The organism is Micromonospora sp. DT46, from assembly GCF_049841735.1.
GTDB lineage: Bacteria > Actinomycetota > Actinomycetes > Mycobacteriales > Micromonosporaceae > Micromonospora > Micromonospora reichwaldensis.
In genome coordinates this window covers 399,150-417,795 of record NZ_JBNCKW010000003.1, presented here as the reverse complement: position 1 = coordinate 417,795, position 18,646 = coordinate 399,150, and the positions used below count along the sequence as shown (strand labels likewise).

The 18,646-nt window shown below is 74.2% G+C and carries 12 protein-coding genes; 3 read left to right on the top strand and 9 right to left on the bottom strand.

From position 1 onward, the window contains the following. Positions 1–6 precede the first annotated feature (6 nt). The 7 genes from kdpA to ACLQ20_RS09735 all read right to left on the bottom strand — a co-directional run bounded on the left by kdpA (position 7) and on the right by ACLQ20_RS09735 (position 8,115). Positions 7–1,662 carry a potassium-transporting ATPase subunit KdpA gene (kdpA, locus tag ACLQ20_RS09765; RefSeq protein WP_425855084.1) on the bottom strand — a complete coding sequence of 552 codons (1,656 nt, stop codon included), beginning with the start codon at positions 1,660–1,662 and terminating at the stop codon, positions 7–9. Continuing rightward, the gene (gene kdpF / locus ACLQ20_RS09760) at positions 1,662–1,751 is read right to left on the bottom strand and encodes a K(+)-transporting ATPase subunit F (RefSeq protein ID WP_151452733.1); all 90 of its coding nucleotides are present in this window, start codon (positions 1,749–1,751) and stop codon (positions 1,662–1,664) included. The genes kdpA and kdpF overlap by 1 nt, the downstream gene beginning before the upstream one ends. A 424-nt stretch (positions 1,752–2,175) precedes the next feature. Then, positions 2,176–3,312, bottom strand: coding sequence for a CaiB/BaiF CoA transferase family protein (locus ACLQ20_RS09755; RefSeq protein WP_151452732.1), 1,137 nt, complete (start codon positions 3,310–3,312; stop codon positions 2,176–2,178). 174 nt (positions 3,313–3,486) lie between these two features. Further along, entirely contained in the window at positions 3,487–5,085 is a 1,599-nt protein-coding gene (locus ACLQ20_RS09750) for a glycoside hydrolase family 64 protein (RefSeq protein ID WP_425855083.1), read from the bottom strand. A gap of 252 nt (positions 5,086–5,337) precedes the next feature. Beyond that, positions 5,338–6,327, bottom strand: coding sequence for a LacI family DNA-binding transcriptional regulator (locus ACLQ20_RS09745; RefSeq protein WP_425855082.1), 990 nt, complete (start codon positions 6,325–6,327; stop codon positions 5,338–5,340). Between the two features lie 258 nt (positions 6,328–6,585). Next, positions 6,586–7,347 carry an SIR2 family NAD-dependent protein deacylase gene (locus tag ACLQ20_RS09740; RefSeq protein ID WP_327028164.1) on the bottom strand — a complete coding sequence of 254 codons (762 nt, stop codon included), beginning with the start codon at positions 7,345–7,347 and terminating at the stop codon, positions 6,586–6,588. A 144-nt stretch (positions 7,348–7,491) separates the two neighbouring features. Continuing rightward, positions 7,492–8,115, bottom strand: coding sequence for an alpha/beta fold hydrolase (locus ACLQ20_RS09735; RefSeq protein WP_151452744.1), 624 nt, complete (start codon positions 8,113–8,115; stop codon positions 7,492–7,494). Positions 8,116–8,549: 434 nt separating this feature from the next. Between ACLQ20_RS09735 and ACLQ20_RS09730 the strand changes: the two genes are divergently transcribed. Continuing rightward, positions 8,550–9,278 carry a DUF899 domain-containing protein gene (locus ACLQ20_RS09730; protein ID WP_425855081.1) on the top strand — a complete coding sequence of 243 codons (729 nt, stop codon included), beginning with the start codon at positions 8,550–8,552 and terminating at the stop codon, positions 9,276–9,278. Between the two features lie 27 nt (positions 9,279–9,305). On the opposite strand, the gene ACLQ20_RS09725 is transcribed toward ACLQ20_RS09730, so the two are convergent. Continuing rightward, positions 9,306–9,974, bottom strand: a complete 669-nt coding sequence (locus ACLQ20_RS09725; RefSeq protein ID WP_327031214.1) for a M23 family metallopeptidase — start codon at positions 9,972–9,974, stop codon at positions 9,306–9,308. Positions 9,975–10,158: 184 nt separating this feature from the next. Between ACLQ20_RS09725 and ACLQ20_RS09720 the strand changes: the two genes are divergently transcribed. Then, on the top strand, positions 10,159–12,582 hold the full coding sequence (locus ACLQ20_RS09720) for a low temperature requirement protein A (protein WP_425855364.1): 2,424 nt from the start codon (positions 10,159–10,161) through the stop codon (positions 12,580–12,582). 89 nt (positions 12,583–12,671) lie between these two features. Then, the gene (locus tag ACLQ20_RS09715; protein ID WP_425855080.1) at positions 12,672–16,013 is read left to right on the top strand and encodes a hypothetical protein; all 3,342 of its coding nucleotides are present in this window, start codon (positions 12,672–12,674) and stop codon (positions 16,011–16,013) included. A 46-nt stretch (positions 16,014–16,059) separates the two neighbouring features. Here the strand turns inward: ACLQ20_RS09715 and ACLQ20_RS09710 are convergent, their stop codons facing one another. Continuing rightward, on the bottom strand, positions 16,060–18,516 hold the full coding sequence (locus ACLQ20_RS09710; RefSeq protein ID WP_425855078.1) for a right-handed parallel beta-helix repeat-containing protein: 2,457 nt from the start codon (positions 18,514–18,516) through the stop codon (positions 16,060–16,062). Positions 18,517–18,646: the final 130 nt, after the last annotated feature.

Here is an 18,646-nt window from a genome sequence, read left to right as displayed (position 1 = left end):
TCGGGGTCACAGCCCTTCGGCCAGCGGGCCGAGGGCGAGCGCGGGCAGGAAGGTCAGCGCCACGAGGATCACCGTGACGCCGGCGACCATCGCGACGAACAGGGGCCGGTGGGTCGGCAGGGTGCCCTCGGAGGCGGGTACGGGTCGCTGGCGGGCCAGCGACCCGGCCAGGGCGAGCACGAAGATGATCGGCAGGAACCGGCCGAGCAGCATGCACAGGCCCAGCGCGGTGTTCCACCAGGGCGTGCTCACGGTGATGCCGGCGAAGGCCGAGCCGTTGTTGTTGCTGGCGGAGGTGAACGCGTACAGCACCTCGGTGAGGGCGTGCGGGCCGACGTTCAGCGCGGTCGCGTGGTTGCCGGTGGCGAAGGCGGTGGCCGTGCCGATCAGCACGAGGGCGGGGGTGACCAGGAAGTACAGCGAGGCGAAGCGGATCTCGCGGGAGCCGATCCGCTTGCCCACGTACTCGGGGCTGCGGCCGACCATCAGCCCGGCCACGAACACCGTGATCACGGCGAGCACCAGCATCCCGTAGAGGCCGGCGCCGACGCCGCCCGGCGCGACCTCGCCGAGCATCATGTTGCCCAGCGTCATCATGCCGCCCAGCGCGGTGTACGAGTCGTGGAACGAGTTCACCGCCCCGGTCGACGTCAGCGTCGTCGCGGCGGCGAAGGTGGCCGAGTTCGACACGTCGAAGCGCACCTCCTTGCCCTCCATGGCGGCGCCGACGGCCTGCGGGACGGTGCCGCCCGCCGCGAGCTCGAAGACGTTTGTCAGCGTGACGCTCGCGAGCGCGAGGACGGCCATGACCGCGACGATCGCGTGGCCCTGCCGGGTCTGGCCGACCATCCGGCCGAACACGCGCGGCAGGCTGAACGGGATCAGCAGGATCAGGAAGATCTCGATCCAGTTCGTCCAGGGGCTCGGGTTCTCGAAGGGGTGCGCGCTGTTGGCGTTGTAGAAGCCGCCGCCGTTGGTGCCGAGTTCCTTGATCACTTCCTGGCTGGCCACGGGCCCGCCGGTGACCGTCTGGGTGCCGCCGGTCAGGGTGGCGACCTCGGTGCCGCCGGAGAGGTTCTGCACCACCCCGCCGGCCATCAGCACCAGCGCGCCGAGGACCGCGACGGGCAGCAGGACCCGCAGCGTGATCCGGGTCAGGTCGACCCAGAAGTTGCCCAGCTCACCGGTGCGGCTGCGGGCGAAGCCGCGGACCAGGGCCACCGCCACGGCGATGCCGACGGCGGCGGAGACGAAGTTCTGCACCGCCAGGCCGGCCATCTGCACCAGGTGGCCCATCGTCGACTCGCCCGAGTACCACTGCCAGTTCGTGTTGGTCACGAACGACACGGCGGTGTTCCATGCGCCGTGGGCGACGACCGGGTCGAGGCCGAGCGACAGCCACAGGTGGTCCTGCCAGCGCTGGAACGCGTGCAGGAACAGGATCGACACGGCGGAGAAGGCGAGTACGGCGCGGGCGTACACGCCCCAGGTCTGGCCGGCGGCCGGGTCGACCCCGACCAGGCGGTAGATCCCCCGCTCGACGCGCGAGTGCCGGGTTCCGGCGACCACCCGGTGCAGGTGGTCGCCGAACGGGCGGTGGACGACGACCAGGGCCGCCACCAGGGACAGGACGAAGAGGGCGCCGGCTGTCGTGGCGGACATCAGAAGCGCTCGGGGAACAGCAGCGCGACCACCATGAACACACCCAGTCCCAGCGCCAGCACCAGGCCGACGGCATCGACGACGTTCACAGCTTCTCCACGCCCCTCACCACGAGGGCGAGTGCGGCGAACAGCCCCACCGTCACCAGGACGAACACCACGTCGGACACACTGACTCCTCTGCCGGAACCGCTCGTCACGACCGCCTTCCGGCCGTGCCGGGCAATCGAAACTCCGTGCCCGCGCGAGGGACAGGGGTCATCACGCGATCATGACGGCGGCGGCGCGTTTCTTGACGCGCTCTTCACGCGGCCGGGTTGCGGCGGTGACGCCGCTCACCGGCGCCCCCTCCGCCGGAGCACGCGGACGGGACGCGGCAGCCGGGCGAGGTCCGACAACCGGCCGGACGGGGACGGGCGTCAGCCGGGCGGGCGGACGTCAGCCAGGCGTGCAGGCGTGGGTCACTCGGGCGGGCGTCAGCCGGGCGTGCAGGCGTGGGTCACTCGGGCGGGCGTCAGCCGGCCAGCCAGTTCCGGATCTCGTCGCCGTGCTCGTCGAGGCCCGGCGGCGGCAGGTCGTAGCGCGCCGGGGTGGCGCTCAGGCCGATCGGGTGGCGGATGCCGGGCACGCCGCCGGTGGTGACGACCGGGTCCAGCCCGAGTTCCCGCGCCAGGTCGACGCCCCCGGCGACCGTGTTGATCGGGGCGCACGGCACGCCCGCCGCGCGCAGGTCCCGGAACCACTCGTCGCGGCTGCGCAGGACCAGTCGCGCGACCAGGAGGGGCCGCAGTGCCTCCCGGTTGACCGTGCGGTCCTGGTTGCGCCCGAAGCGGGGGTCGTCGGGCAGTTCGGGCAGGCCGAGGACCTGGCACAGCTTGCGGAACTGGCCGTCGTTGCCGGCGATGACGACGAGGTCGCCGTCGGCGGTGGGCAGCGGTTCGTACGGGAACAGGCTCGGGTGCCCGTTGCCCATCCGGAACGGCGTCGCGCCGCCGGCGACGTGGCCGCTGGTCTGGTTGACCAGGCCGGACAGCGCGGAGGAGAGCAGGTCCACCTCGACGTGCTGGCCGGTGCCGCAGCGGTCGCGTTGGTGCAGGGCGGCGAGGATGCCGACGGCAGCGTGCAGGCCCGCGATCACGTCGAACACGGCGACCCCGGCCTTGTAGGGCGGGCCGTCCGGCTCGCCGGTGAGGCTCATCAGGCCGGACGCGGCCTGGACCACGAGGTCGTAGCCGGGCAGGTTGGCGCCGGCACCGGCGCCGAACCCGCTGATCGAGGCGTAGACGATCCGCTCGTTGACGGCGGCGACGCTGTCGTAGTCGAGGCCGAAGCGCCGCAGTCCGCCGGGCCGGAAGTTCTGGATCATGACGTCGGCGCGGCGGGCCAGTTCCCGGGCGACGGCCAGGTCGTCGGGGTCGGCGAGGTCGAGGGCGATGGACCGCTTGTTGCGGTTGACACCGAGGTAGTAGGTGGAGGTGCCCTCCCGCACGGGCGGCAGCCAGGTCCGGGTGTCGTCCCCGCCGGGCCCCTCGACCTTGACCACCTCGGCGCCGAGGTCGGCGAGGAGCATGGTCGCGTACGGTCCGGCGAGGATCCGGGAGAAGTCGGCCACGAGGATGCCGCTGAGCGGCCCGGACCCTTGCTCCCCCATCGCCGCTCCCCCTCCCGTCGACGCCACGGCCGGCGCGGCGGCGTCGTGGCACCTGCCGGGGGCGCGTGGCGATGGCAGGACCACGATGGCACAGCGGGCAAGACGGACGTCGGTCGCCCCGACGGTCCGGGCCGGGGGCGGATGGCGACGGGTCGTCGCCATCCGCCGAGCGGGTCAGCCCTTGCGCCACTTCTGGTTGGCGGTGCCGGCGCAGTCCCAGAGCTGGAGCTTCGCGCCGTCGGCGCTGTTCCACTCCCGGATGTCGACGCACCTGCCGGCCTGGATGTTGACCAGGTCACCGGTCGCGGTCAGGGTGAACCGCTGTGCGCCCGTGCCGTTGCACGTGTAGAGCTGGACGACCGCGCCGTTGCCGGTGGCGCCGCCGTCGACGTCCATGCACTTGTTGTTCTGGCTGCGCAGGGTGTCGCCGGTGAACGTCCACTTCTGCGCGGCGGTGCCGTTGCAGTTCCACATCTGCAACTGCGCGCGGTCGACGAAGTTCGAGTTCGGCACGTCGATGCACTTGTTGTTCCAGTTGCTCAGCACGGGCACCGCGCTGCCGGGGTTCCCCGGTCCGCCGCTCCCGGCGCCGAACGGGCTCAGGACGAGTCCGGCCGCGCGGGGGTCGCCGTCGTGGACCAGCGACTCGAACGCGCCGACGTCGTCGAAGGCGAAGGCGTACGCCCTGCCGTCGGTCATGTTGGCGTGGATGACGCGGGCGTAGTGGTTCGTCGGGTTGTTGCGGTAGAACTGGGCGGCGTCGGTGCTGGGCTGGGTGTCGATGGTGCCGAGCGTGCCCCGGTTCAGCGCGGCGCAGAGCGTCCGGGAGATCGGGCCGACGACCGGGTCGTTGGGTGCGGGCAGGTCCCCGTCGCAGCCCCAGACGCTCGCCGAGGAGGGCCGGTTGAAGGAGGCGACCCGCTGGCCGGCGCTGTTGGTGAAGGTCATGACGTTGCCCGAGGTCCGCCCGAAGTAGCGGGTGTTCGGCTGGTCGGCGAACGGCACCACGGTCAGCGTCCTGGTCGTGTACGCGTTCCAGGCCGACGCGATGTAGGAGTCCAGGTAGGTGGCGCTGAACAGGCCGGCGCCGGCCGCCTTGCCGGGCGCGAGAACCCGCAACACGGTCCCGTCGGAGCGGGTGTGGACCGTGTTGGCCCAGCCCGGCTGGGACCGGATGCCCTCGATGATCGCGTTGCGGCCCCCGGCGACGACGTCACCGGTGCGCTTGGTGACGCCGGTGGCACCGGTCACCGTGACCGCGTGCGGCACCGCGAACATGTCGACCTGTGAGCTGTTGAGCCACAGTCCGGCGTCGTTGTAGGTGAACTCGCTCCAGTCGAACAGGATGTCGCGGTTGGCGTCGCCGGCCGCCCACGGGGCGGGTTGCACGAGGCCGTCCGGGGTGAGGAAGAACTTGAGCTTCTCGCCGAAGGAGAAGTAGACGCGGCCGGAGAACCCGCGCGGGAACCGGATGGTCGTGCTGCCGCCGTTTCCGGGCCCCGGGATGGACGCGTCCGGCGCGGGCGACGGCGGGAGCTGCCCGCCCGACCACGGGACGAAGGTGCCGCCCTGGTTGACGTAGCCGAGGCGGCCGCTGGAGAGCTGCACGCCGATCACGTAGAGGTGGACGGCCTCGCCCCGGCCGGTGCTGTTGGTGACCGTGACGGGCAGCAGCGCGGGGCCGACGGCGTGGGCGGGGGCTGCGGCGAGGGTCACCGGGACGGCGGCGACCAGCGCGGACACGGCGGCGAGCAGCCTTCTTCGAAGCTTCACGAAAGGTCCTCCTCGGGGTGGTGGGCGGCGCGAGAGAGCGCTCTCTCAGCGTCGGGCCGAGGCGGCTCTCCTGTCAATAGACACTGGCCAATGCGACCCCCGCACGCAGGCTCGCGGACCGTCTACTCCGGATGGAAGGTGGCGGAGGCGCGGTCGGCGTCGCCGCTGAAGAGCGTCGAGCCGTCGTCGCGCTCGACGCACAGGGCGACGTCGCGGTGGCGCAGGTGGTGATGAAGTGGATCTCCGGCGGGATCAGCGCCGTGTCGGGGCGGCGACGCTGCGACGGGAGACCAGGGAGGGCGCGACCGTCTGCCGCAGCGGGCCGGTGATGTCGGATTCCATCTGTGCCAGCAGCAGGTCCAGGCTCGCCCGGGCGACCGCGGCGAAGTCGGGCCGCACGGTGGTCAGCGGCGGGATGAAGTACGCCGCCTCGGGCACGTCGTCGAAGCCCACCAGGCTGATGTCGTCCGGCACCCGCCGGCCGTGCTCGTGCAACGCCCGCAGCACGCCGAGCGCCAGATGGTCGTTGGCGGTGAAGACCGCGGTGACCTCGGGCATCCGGGCCAGCATCTGTCCGCACCGGTACCCCGCTGCCGCCGACCAGTCCGCCGGCAGCAGCGGCGGCAACTCGGCGCCCGCCGCCTGCAACGTCTCCCGCCATCCGTCGATCCGGCCGGCGCTGTCGAACCAGTCCGCCGGCCCGGAGACATGCCAGACCGTCCGGTGCCCGGCGTCGAGGAGATGCTGCGTGGCGGCGCGGGCACCGGCGACCTGGTCGACCGTGACCAGGGGCACCGGACGGCGCGGGTCGCCGTCGACGGTGACCAGCGGAACGTCCTTGGGGAGCCGTTCGAGGGCCTCCCCCGCCGACTCGACCGGCGCGATCACCACGATGCCGGCGACCCGGTGCGCGAGGTGCCGCTCCACCGCCGCCGAGATGGACTGGTCGTCGAGGTCGCTCACGCTGCCGACGCTGACCGCGAACCCCGCCTCGGCGGCCGCCTGGTCCAGGGCCGCCAGCAGCGAGGCCGGGCCGTAGAGGGTGGTGTTCTGCGCGACCACCCCGATCACCTGGGACCGGCCGGTGACCAGCGCCCGCGCCGCGCGGTTGGGCCGGTAGCCGAGTTCCGCGATGGCCGCCTGGACCCGCAGCCGGGTCTGCTCGCGTACGTTCGGGTGCCCGTTGAGGACCCGGGACACCGTCTGGTGCGAGACGCCGGCGAGGCGAGCCACGTCCGTCATCGCAGGACCGCGCACGGCCACCTCACCTCTCCCGCCCGCCCCGTCCGGCGACTGCGCCACGTCCGACCTCGACGGAGCGCCTCAGTGACACGGAAACACACTCCGCCGCCAGCCGGCGCGTGTCGGACGGCCGGGGCTGGACCGCCGACAGTCTACGTCAGCGGTACGCCGGCCCTGGTGGGGCTGAACCGGCAACCGAGGCGCCTGCCCACGACATGGCCCGGCCGGCCGTCCCGCACCGGATGCTCCCGCGCGTCGTCACGCCGGATCGGCACCCCAGGCGGCGTGCACGAGGGCGGGAAGCACCTGGGCGGCCGGACCGCGCAGGTTCACGTCGGACACGGCGTCCAGGGGCGTCTCCTGCGGGTTGACCTGCAGCACGGTGGCGCCGAAGCGGGCAGCCACCTGGGGGATCTCGGCGGCGGGATACACCAGGCCCGAGGTGCCCACGGTCACCAGCAGGTCGCACGTGGACGCCGCCTCCACGGCGGCCTCCAACGCGGCGGTCGGCAACGCCTCACCGAACCACACCACCCCGGGCCGGACGGGGCCCGCGCAGTGCGCGCACCGGGGCGGAGGCACGCGCCGGCCGTCGTCCGGTTCCTCAACAGCCTCGTCCGGCATCGGCGCCGGACGGGCGCAGGCCGAGCAGCGCGGCGCGAAGAGGCTGCCGTGCAGGTGGATCGGCGCGACCGAGCCGGCGCGCTCGTGCAGGTCGTCGACGTTCTGCGTGACGACGACCGCGCCGGGTACGCGTGCCTCGATCGCGGCCACGGCCACGTGACCGGCGTTCGGGCGGGCCCGCCGCACTGTGGCGCGTCGCCACTCGTACCAGCCCCAGACCAGCGCGGGATCCTCGCGGAACGCCTCCGGCGTGGCGAGCCGCTGCGCGTCGAAGCTGCGCCACAGGCCAGTGAGGGCGTCGCGGAAGGTCGGCACACCACTCTCCGCGGAGACGCCCGCGCCGGTGAAGATCACGACGCGCCGCGCCTGCGCCAACAGCGCTGCGGCCTCCCGCATCGACCGCTCCCCCATTTGACCTGCTCCCTTCGACCCGGTCCCGCTGGGCAAGACTAGTGCGGTCTCCGTGCCGGTCCAGCGGGGCAGCGCCGGACCGCTCGCCGGCTGCGGGCCCCGGCGGGCGGACGCCACGGGTCGGGCGGTTCAGTGCTGGGCGCGGGCGGCGAGGAAGCCGTCGACCGCGGCCAGGAACTCCGCCGGCCGGCTGGCGTGCACGTCGTGCCCGGCCGGGATCGTGACGAGGGTGGCGTCGGGCATCCGGTCGACCATCTCGGCGAGCAGCTGCTGCGGGATGGGGCTGTCCGGGCCGCCGCCGACCACCAGGGTCGGCACGTCGACGGCGTCGGTACGGTCCCACCAGGCCGGGTCGGGGTCGTTGAGCTGGGCGCGGATGGCGTTGACGGCGGCGAAGTCGAACGGCGTGGGCGCGTCCGGCGGGGGCAGGGGCGGCCGTTCGAGAGCGCCCGGTCGGGGTGCTGCCACGTCCTCCAGGATCAGGTGGGTGAGTCGGTGCGGGGCGGCCTCGGCGAGCAGGATCGCCACGGCCCCACCCATGGAGTGGCCGATCACCACGCACCGCTCGACCCCCACCGCGTCGAGGAACCCGACGAGGTCGTCGCGCATCGACTCGAGCGAGTACCGGCCGGGGTGGTCGCTGCGGCCGTGGCCGCGCAGGTCCAGCGCGTACACCCGGTGCCTGGCGGCGAGCGCGGCCAGGACGCCGTGCCAGTCGCGTTCGTCCTCGCCGAGGCCGTGCAGCAGCACCATGGGTGGGTCGGTCGAGTCGCCGGCGACGCGATAGGCCAGGGCCACTCCGTCGACCGTGACGGCCCGCAACGCCCCGATGTTCGACTCGTCCACGCGCCACACCGTATCGCCGGGGCCGGCGAGGCGTCGCCCCCGACCGCTGGAGGGCCGGGTGCGGGCGGCTCCCCGTCGTCGAGCGTGGGCGACGAACGCGACGCGCGGCCTTATTCGATAGTGCGCACTTCACCGACTCACGCCGGTGCCGTTTTCCGGCACGCGGACCGGCCGGGCGTCGAGGGCGAACAAGCCGACCTGCGAATTTGCTCCACCGGCCGGCGCGAATCGCCGGAACGGTATCCGGAAATGGGAATCCCACGACACCGGGTGAGGCTGGTGTGATCGCGTACGGCCCGACAAGAATGGGCCAGGCGCTCCAGCGGAAAGGCGTGTCGTCCATGATTGCACCGAAGGTCGTGTCCCGGGACGAGTGGGTCGACGCCCGAAAGGAACTGCTCGACCGCGAAAAGGAGATCACCCGCCTGCGGGACAGGGTCACCGCACTCCGGCGCGAACTGCCGGCGGTCGCCGTCGAGAAGGACTACTCCTTCACCGGTCCCGCCGGCGCCGTCCGGCTGCCCGACATGTTCGAGGGACGACGACAGTTGATCGTCTACCATTTCATGTTCGATCCGGAATGGGCCGAGGGATGCACGAGCTGCTCCCTGCTGGTCGACAACTTCGGGCACCTCACGCACCTGCACGCCAGTGACACGACACTCGCCGTGGTCTCCCGCGCGCCGTTCACGACCCTCGCGGCCTTCAGGAGCCGGATGGGCTGGCGCTTTCCCTGGTATTCCTCGCACGGCAGCGACTTCAACTACGACTTCCACGTCACCATGGACCCGGCCATCGCCCCGGTGGAATACAACTACAAGGACGCCGAGACCCTGGCGGCCCAGGGCCTCACCCACCACCTGCAGGGCGAGGCCCACGGCCTGAGCGTCTTCGTCCGCGACGGCGAACGGATCCTGCACACCTACTCCGTGTACGGCCGCGGCCTCGACCCGCTGCTGAACACGTACAACTATCTCGACCTCACGCCGCTGGGCCGGCAGCGCTACGTCAACGAGTTCCCCCACCACGACACCTACGACACGGACGCGGCCGGCAGCCACAGCCACTGACCACCCGCCGCCGACCGGCGGCGTCGGTCATTCGGGCACGCAGTTGTTGCTCTTGCGCCTGACCGTGTACTCGGTGTCGTCGTGGGTGATGCCCGACGGCGCCCCGTCGAAGTAGGCCTCGACCTTCTCCCAGCCCCGGCGCTGCTCGTAGTGCAGGTGCGGCGCCCCGGAGTTGCCGGTGCTGCCGACCCGCCCGATCTGCTCACCCTGGGCGACCCGCTGACCGACCCGGACCAGCGGCGGTTCGAGCAGGTGCAGGTACTGCGTCTCCCACTTGCCGCCGTGGTCGATCTTCACCCAGTAGCCGCCGCCGCGGCCACGCGGCCCGTCCGGGTCGTCGGGCGTACGGCCACCGAGCGATCCGTTGATCCCCGCCACGGTGACCTCCCCCGCGTAGGACGCGAGCACCGGCCGCCCCCACGCCCTGCCCTCGGTCGGGAACAGGTCCACGTCGTAGTCGTCGTGACCGGGATAGGTGCCCAGTTGCCACGTCTCCCCGCACGCGACGGGAAGCTGGAACAGCGGGCGCGGGCCCGCCGGCCGCACCAGCGGCACCACCACCGCGGCGACGAGGACGGCGACGGCGAGGACCACCGCGGCCGCGCCGGAGACGAGCGCGATCCGGGTGCGGCGGCTGCGGACGCGGCGGTGGGTGCGGGGGGTGGTGGGGCGACCGGTCGTCACCGGCCCGAGCATGGCAGACACCGGCAAGGCGCCCCTCCCCGGGCGGCCGGCGTCACCCGCAGGCCCTTCGACGGTATGGCGGACCAACGCGGCGGTCGACGACCCGCACGCCCGACGGCTCCCCGGACGCACCAGGCGCGGCTTCGGGGATCCCGCGTGGCGCCCGCCCGCCGGTTGGCAGAGTGGGCGGGTGGCGATGAGCGCGTCGGGGGCCGGGCGGATCCGCGCCGCGGTGTCCGGGCGGATCCAGCCCGGTCCGGGCGGGGTGACACGCCTGGAACTGTTCCTCGACCTGGTCTTCGTCTACGCGTTCTTCAACGTCACCGCGCTGATGTCGGCGAACTTCCACCCCGTCGGGCTGTTCGAGGGGTTCCTGGTGGTCGCGCTGCTGTGGCGGTGCTGGGCGTCGTACGCCTGGTTCGGCAACACGGTGCGCTTCGACCGGGGGATCATGCCGCTGGTCGTCTTCGGGGCGGCGGCCGGCATCTTCGTGGTCGCTGTCACCCTGCCGGTGGCGTACGCGGACCGGCCGGGTGGCCGGTGGGGGCCCCTCGTCTTCGCCGTCGCGTTCGTCCTGGTGCGCCTCGTGCCGGTGGCGGTCACCACCCTCGCCGGGCTGAACGCCGGCGACCGGCCCCTGTTCGCCCGACGCGCGTGGTTGCCGCTGTGCGTCACCTCGCCGCTGCTGCTGGCCGCCGCGTCCCTGCCGGCGCTGCTGCCGGACCGGCCGCCGGTGCGCCTCGCGCAGGTGGTGCTGTTCACCGTGGCCACCGCCGTCGACTACGCCGGCCTGGCGGGGCTCGGCTCGGGCGACTGGCGGATCGGGTCCGTCGGGCACTGGGCGGAACGGCACAGCCTGATCGTGCTCGTCGCCCTGGGCGAGACGATCATCTCGATCGGCACCAGCCGGGGACTGGTGGGCGACCCGCCGATCACCTGGTCGGTGCTCGGCGGCTCTGCCCTCGGCGTCCTCGTGGTGATCATGCTGTGGTGGACCTACTTCGACCTCGCCCGGTTCGCCGCCGAACAGTCGCTGCGGCGTCTGCCCGGCGGCGCCACGTCGCTGGTCGGCCGCGACGCCTACGCGCTGCTGCACCTGCCGATGGTCGGCGGCCTGATCCTGCTCGCGCTCGGCCTCAAACACGCCCTGAGCGCGACGGAGGTGAGCACCGCCGGCCGCTGGGGCACGGGCAGCGTGCTCGCCCTGCACGGCGGGGCGCTGCTCTACCTGCTCGGGCTGCTGGCCTTCGAGAAGCGCGGGTTCGACCTGGTGGGGCGCAGTGTCGCGCTCGGCATCGGGCTGCTGCTCGCCGCCGCACCGGTGGCCCTGAATGCGCCGGCGCTGGGATCGCTGGCGATCCTCGCCGCCTGCCTCGGCACCGCCGTGATCGCCGACCGTACCGTCTTCGCCGGGCGGCACCGCCGGCTGCACGAGGCGGTCGCCGGCACGGTGCGGCGGGTGACGGCGGTCCGCCCCCACCAACTCTTCCTCGACCTGATCGTCGTGTACGCGTTCATCCAGATCACCGTCCTGGTGACCCGTCAGCCGTCCCCGGCGGGGCTGGCGCAGGGCCTCGGTGTCCTGGCCCTGCTCTGGTGGTCCTGGTGCATGTACGCCTGGCTGGAGAGCGTGGCGCCCCGCGTCAGCACCCTGGTGCGGGCGACGGTGCTGGCGGCGGGCGCGTTGACCTTCGTGCTCGGCGTCGCCATCCCGCAGGCGTTCAGCCGCGTTCCCGGTGGGCTTCCCGGCCCGCTGATCGTGGTGGCCTGCTACGTGGCGCTGCGGGCGCTGCACCTCGCCGCGCTCTTCCGGGTCGCGAGGGGCGATCCGGTGCTGCGGGCCCAGGCGGCCCGGGCCGCCGTACCCACCGCGGCGGCGCTGGCGCTGCTGGTGGGCGCGACGCTGACCTTTCCCCCGCTCGGTCGGCCGATCCCCCCGGCCACCGCCGTGTGCTGGACGGCCGCGGTGGTGGTGGACCTGGCGGGCGGCTACCTGACCAGCGCCCGCGACCAGGGGATCCGCTCCATCGGGCAGTGGCCGCACCGGTACAACCTCGTCGTGCTCGTCGCCCTCGGAGAGGGATTCATCTCCACCGGCGTCGCACTGGCCGACACGTCGATCTCAGCGGCTTCCCTGGTCACCGTCGCGTTGATCGTCACCCTGCTCGCCGCCCTGTGGTGGACGTACGTCGGCACCGACCGTGTCCTCGACCGGCGGCTGTCGCAGGTGTCGACCGGCCCTCGCGGCGCGGCCCTGGCCCGGGACGTCTACACCTACCTGCACCTGTTGACCGTCGCCGGTCTGATCCTGGTCGCCCTCGGCCTGACGACGGCGCTGGCCCAGGCGGCCCAGCGGCCGGGCGCGCCGCTGGCGTCGCTGGGACACGCCGCCCTGCACGGCGGCGTGCTCGTCTTCCTCGCCGCCGACCAGCTGATCTGGCGACGCGCGACGGGCCGGTTCTGCCGGCGACGGATGCTCGGGCTGCTGGTGGTGGCGCTCGCGGCTCCGGCGACCGCCGCGCTGCCCAGCCTCGCGTCGCTGGTGCTGCTCGCGGCGGTCGGCGTCGCGGTCGCCACCACCACCTCGCTGCCCGCCGTCGCGCCGCCCGGCGGCCCTTGACCGGTGGACCGGCAGGACGGTGGTCGTCGCCAGGCGCCGGGCGGATAACGGGTCGGCGGGGCGGCCCCCCGACCGCCACAATGGTCGGCGTGCGGAGATCGACACGACGGCTGCTCGGCGAACTGGACGCGCTGGCCCACCCGGAGCGGATGGCGACGCTCGCCCGTCGCGCCCGCGAGGCGGCCGCCACGGGGGAGCTGCCGGAGACCCTGGCGGACCTGCGCGCCGAGGCGTCGTCGTACCACCGGTTCCTGGCCGTCACCGCCGCCGAGATCGTCGGCGACCACGCGGCGGTGCGGGCGGCGCTGGGCGACCGGCACGGCACGATCCGCGCGGTCGCCGTGAAGGCGGGCCTGCGCGCCGGCTGGCTCGCCGGCGACGACCTGCGCGCACTCGTCCGGGACGCGCCGGCCGACCTGCGGCACCTGGTCTACCGGTCGCTGCGGCACCTGCGCCGGCCGGCGGTCGCCGACGACCTGGTCGACGGCGTGCTGGGGCGCTTCGGGGCCGTCGAGGCGGTCGCCCTGCTGCCCGCCTGCGGGGCGGACACCGTCCGCCGGCTGCTGCCGGTCGTCGAACACGCGTTGCCGGGCTCGGTCTGCCTGGCCCGTCGCCACGGCGACGTGGTGCTCGACCACGCCGAGTCGACGCTGCCCCACCTCCAACCCGACGAACGGGACCGCTGGTGGACGGCGCACGGCAAGAGGGTCCTGGTCGCCGGCCGGCGCCGACCGGAACGCGCGCTGACGCTGCTCGAACGGTACGCGCCCACCGGGCACCTCCCCGGCGACCTCGCGTACTACGGCCCGCTCGCCGCGTCCGCGCCACGACGGGTGCTGGCCCTGCTGACCGCGCCGTCCCGCGCGGACTGGGTGGCTTACCAGTGGCTGCCCCCGGCGCTGCTGCGCCGGATCGCCCGGCTGCCGCAGGCGGACCTGGTCGCGCTGGGCCGGCGGGTACGCGGCCACAACAACGCCCTGGACCGGCTGTTGGGGGCGCTACCCCCGGCGCGCCGGGGCGACCTGTACGACGCCGTGTTCGCCGACGTCGAGACGGCCACCCGGATCCCCGACGCGTCGCTGATGGAGGTGCTGCCGCACGACTGGCGGGAGCGGGAGGCACGTCGGGTGCTCGCCCTCGACGACGTCCGCCACGACGAGGCGCAGGTGCGGTCGTGGAGCGCCCTGCTGCCCTGGCCGGCGGCGTCGGCGGCGCTCACCCCCGCCCTGCGCGCCGCCGACGCGCACGACCGGGCCGTCGCGTACCAGCTGCTCCTGGCCGCCGCCCGGCGCAGCCGCCACCCCGCGGCGGCGGCCGAGGCCCTGACCAGGCTGGATCGGCTGCGCAACGAGCAGGACCCGGTCCGGGCCGTGGCGCTGACGGAGCTGGCGGACCTGGCCCCGTTGCTGCGCGCGGACGCCGTCGAGGCGCTGACCCGGATCACCGTCGACGCCACGACCACCCGCGACGCGTCGACACGCACCCTCGCCGCGCTCGGCACCCTCGCCGCCCGGGTGCTGGGTCGGCACGTCGACGAGCCGGCCCTGCTGCGGTGGGCGTTGGACACGCTCGACCGGCTCTTCGGCGGGCACCGGCTGCCGCCGCTCGGGCGGTTCGACGAGACGCTGCGCCGCGGCCAGGAGACGCTGGTCTTCGCCCGGCTCCGCGGATGGATCGAAGCCGGTGTGGCCCGGGGGCAGTTCACCGCGTTGTTCGCGGTGACCCGGGCCCTGGGGCGGCGGGCGTGGCAGCTGCCCGAACTCCAGGAGCTGCTGCGCCGCGCGACGACCCCCGGCACCGTGGCCGCCGTCGTGCGGGAGGCCGTCGAGCTGTGGCTGGCCGACCCGAGGACCCGGGCGCAGCGCGTGGCGTACGTGCTGGACTCCGACAGCTCCACCGTCACCCTCCCCACGGTGTGGCGGACCGTCAGCGCCCGACGTACCGACCTGCTCGACCGGGTGCTGCGTCACCCGCCGAAGGGGGCCTTCCTCACCGCCGGCACCCGCTGGATTCCGGGCCGACCGGTGCGCGTCGAGCGGTGGCTGCCCCGCCAGCAGGAGGCGTTCGTGCGGCTGCAGGCGCGCCTCGCCGCCGACGCCGGCACCCCGCTGCACCACCGGGCCGCCGCCGTACGGGCCGCCGCGCGGGTGCCCGACGCCGGGCGGGAGCTGGTGCTGCGTCACGTCGGCTCGCCGAACGTGACCCTGGCCGAGGCGGCCCTGGAGGCGCTGCCGTGGACCGACCGGCCCGCCGAGGCGCTGCCGCTGCTGCTGTCGCACGCCGACGACGATCGGGCCAGGGTCGCCCTGTACGCCGCCACCCGCGCCGTCCGCTTCACCCGCCCGGCCGACCTGATGGCCCCGCTGTCCGGCGTCGCCCTGGGGCGGGGCAAGGTGACCAGCCGCAAGCAGGCGGTCCGGCTGCTCGGCCGCTTCGGTCCCCCGGAGGCGATGGCGGTACTGGTGTCGGCGTGGCGCCAGCCCGGCCAGCACCGCGACGTACGGGCCGCGATCGTCGACGCCGCCCGGCAGCGGCTGCACGCGCCGGAGAGCTGGCCGATCCTCGAGGAGGCGATCGTCGGGAGCCGGGAGGAGTCGCTGGCCGTGCTGGCGACCCCGCCCGGCGGAATCGCCGCACCGGATCGCCCCCGCTACGCCGCCCTCGTCGCCCGGGCCTGCGCGAGCCCCGACCGGGAGCTCAGCCGGCTGGCCTGGCCCCGGCTCGTGCACTGGCTGCCCTGGGCGCCCGACCTCACCGGCCTGCTCACGGCGGCGCTCACCGACCTGGGCGGGCAGTACGACTGGCAGTCGGTGCGCCCGATGCTGACCGCGGTGCTCCGTCACCCGGACCGCGCCGAACGGGAGGTGCCCGTCGCCGCGCTGGACGCCCTCGTCCGGATCGACGGCGCCGACGCGGACCTCGGTGGCCCCGCCGGGGACCGCCTCGCCCGTCGGCGGATCGACGACATCGTGGCCACGGCGTCCTGGACGCTCGGGCCACTGGCCGACCCGGCGCCGGTCCGGCGGGCGGCGGCGGAGTTGGGCCGGCACCGCGCATACGTTGCCCAGGCGGGCACCCTGCTGACCAGCGCGCTGCCGTTGAGGGACACGACGTCGGCGCGGCTCACCGCCGAGATCCTCACGATCGCGGAGCTGGTGGCGGGCCGGCCGGCGCTCGCCGCCCGGCTCGCCCACCTCCTCGCCCAGCGCACCGCCTCCCCGACGGCCCTGGACGCCGAGCCGATACTCGACACGGCTCGTACGCTCGCCGCCCGGGGTGAGGCCGCCACCGGCCTGTTCGCGGTGGCACTGGCCGCCGGCGGCAGGGCGTTCGGTTGGTCCGCTCCCTGGCGCGACGTGCTCCACCTGCTGCGCGGGCACCCGGTCGCCGATGTCCGCGACGCCGCCTTCGACATCTCGATGCAGGCGTGATCCAGGCCGGACCGCACCGATGGCGCGGGTCAGCGGCGGTTCGCGGTCAGTCGTCGGCGGCGGGGATGTCCTGCGGCAGCAGCGTCCGCAGCTGCTCGGCGGTCGGCGCCGGTACGTCCCCGAGCCGTCCCGCCTGCCGTTCGATCATCGCGTTGAACAGCTTCCGCGCGCCCCGGCCGTTGCCGAACACCGGGTCGCGGACGGCCTCGACGAGCCGGTCCAGCAGGGCGTCGGCGGTCGGCCCGGTCAGGTCGTAGCCGTGCTGCCCGGCCAGCGCGGAGATGATGGCGAGCAGCTCGTCGGGGGCGTAGTCGACGAACTCGATGGTCTTGGTGAACCGGGACGCGAGGCCGGGGTTGGTGGCCAGGAACTGCACCATCTCGTCGGAGTAGCCGGCGACGATGACGACCGTCTCGTCCCGGTGGTCCTCCATCAGCTTCACCAGCGTGTCGATGGCCTCCAGCCCGAAGTCCGAGTTGGTGCCGAACGTGCGGGCCAGCGCGTACGCCTCGTCGACGAAGAGCACCCCGCCGAGGGCCCGCTCGAAGGCCGCGGCGGTCTTCAGCGAGGTGCTGCCCAGGTACTCGCCCACCAGGTCGACCCGCGCCACCTCGACGACCTGCCCCTTGGTGAGGACGCCGAGCTGCGCGAGCAGCCGCCCGTAGATCCGCGCGACGGTCGTCTTCCCGGTGCCCGGTGAGCCGGCGAAGACGAGGTGCCGGCTCACCGGCGGCACCGGCAGGTTGGCCCTGCGGCGCTGTTCGCCGACCCGGATGAGCTGGACCAGCGTCCGCACGTCCCGCTTGACCGCGGCCAGGCCGATCATGCCGTCCAACTCCGCCAGCACGGCGTCGACGTCGACGTTGGCCGACGTCGGACGGGCGGGCACGCCTGCCTCGTCGGCGGAGCCGGCCCGGTCCCCGGGAGCCGGTACGACCGGGGCGGCCGGCTGTTCCGGGGCGGTCACCGACACCCGCGCACGGTCGGCGCCCCGGACGGACTCGCCGGCCACGTCGACGAACTCGCACCGGTCGACCAGCACCGGGGCGTCGGTCTCCACCTGCACGCCGTCGCCGCCGCAGGCGCGCAGCGTGCTGGCCCGCAGGGTCAGCCGGGACTGCTCCCGCAGCAGCATCCCGGAACCGGTGGTCCCGGTTACCGTGCTGGCGGTGAGGTGCAGGGCGGCCTCGCCTGCCCCGGTCACACCGACGGTGCCGCCGGAGAACACCGCGTCGGTGAGGGTGATCGCGATCGCGTCGGTGCCGACCAGCCCCACCGGGGCGTTCTCCACCCGGACGTTCGTACCGGTGAGCCGGCCCGCTCCTCCGGCGGCGATCCCGCTGCTCGTCGCGCCCCGGATGGTGGCGCCGTCGAGGCGGACGTCGGCCTCGACGGCGCCGTCGAGCACCACTCCCGCCTCGCCACCGTCGACCGTCAGGTCCGTCAGGGTGGGGTCGCCGCCCTGCACGATCACCCCGTAGCGGCCCGGAGCCTCGATCCGCACGCCGGTGTACCGGCCGGCGGCGGCCCGGACCAGCAGGGCGTCCTCCCGCGCCCGGCGCAGGACGCCGCCGCGCACCAGCGGCGCCGCCCCGTCGACCACGGCGATCGCGGGCAGCCGGCTGGCCGTCACGTCGCAGTCGGTGAACGTGCCCCGCGCACCGCTGACGTAGATGCCGTTGCGGCCGACGCCCTCGATCCGGCAGCGGCGCACGTCGGGCTCGGCGCCGCCGGAGACCTCGACGCCGCAGCCCTCCAGGTCCGTCAGCTCGCACTCCTCGACCAGCCCGCCGGCGGACCCGCTGAACACCAGCCCGCTGCCGCGTCCGCCGGAGACCCGGCACCGCCGCACCGTCGGCCGGGAGCGCCCGCCTGCCGTGACGGCCCCGATGCGTACGCCCGTGAAGTGGCAGTCCTCGACGGTGCCGCCACCGCCCTCGAAGGCATCGAAGCCCCGGTCGGTGTCCCGGACGTGGCAGTGCCGCACGGTGGGCTGGCTGTCCCGTTTGGACAGCACGGCGTACTCGTCGAGGTCCCACAGCCGGCAGTTCTCGACGACCCCGCTGCCGTCGACGAACGCCACGCCCCGACGCATCCCGCTGACGTCGCACATCCGCACGTGGGCGGTGCTCCGCTCGCAGAGCACGGCGTTGAAGGCCTGCCCGGTGACGACGCAGGACTCGATCGTCAGGCTGGCGCGGACCGCCGACACCGTCGCCGGCGCGTCCGCGCTCCACGTGCGCAGGGTCAGCCCCTGGAGGACGACCTGAGCGTCCTCGCAGTACACGGCGGGGGCGGCGGCGCCGCTCTCCACCAGCACGGGTGGCCCGCCCGGTACGGCCGCGCGGATCGTGACCGCCTTGGCCCGTACGACGACCTGCCCGTCGTAGCGGCCCGGCTCCACGACGACGACCGCGCCGTGCGGTGCCGCCGCCACCGCCGCCCCGATGTCCCGGTAGGCGTTCGCCCTGCTCAGCGAGACCAGCAGCGTCGGCACACCCACTTGACCCGTCCCCCCGCCCAGGCCGCGCCACCGACGGCGGCGAGGCACCAGGAGCATAGATCGGGCCTGCCCCCCGTTCGCGGCCCCCGTGGCCGCGAACGGGGAGGCGCCCACGCCCGTCCGGTCCCGG